The organism is Bacillus cereus group sp. N21, assembly GCF_016483395.1.
GTDB classification, from domain to species: Bacteria; Bacillota; Bacilli; order Bacillales; family Bacillaceae_G; genus Bacillus_A; species Bacillus_A pseudomycoides.
On record NZ_JAEHBX010000435.1, the window covers coordinates 1 to 236 of the forward strand.

Sequence of the window (236 nt, forward strand, 5' to 3'; positions counted from 1 at the left end):
GTAATATATCTGTCTTAACGGATATAGACCCGCGTCCTAGGTAGTCCTTTTCCCAGTGAGTAATTGCTTTGCTTATCTCTGATTCAATAGAGCCTTTTGAGCTTTTCATCTATGTAGTATCCTCCTTAAATAAAATAAATTTACAATAACAATATAATAATCTTGATTGATTTTATTTTCAATTATTGAGAAGAATTTATTAGGATTGCAAAAAAGAACTCTTATAAAATTAAGAG

General features: G+C 28.8%; 1 protein-coding gene. It reads right to left on the reverse strand.

Features of this window, described 5'->3' with window-relative positions; genetic code table 11:
* Nucleotides 1-109, reverse strand: a 109-nt coding sequence (locus JDS96_RS31535; RefSeq protein ID WP_199669192.1) for a Na-translocating system protein MpsC family protein, incomplete at its 3' end; no start/stop codon positions are given.
* Between the last annotated feature and the right edge of the window lie 127 nt (nt 110-236).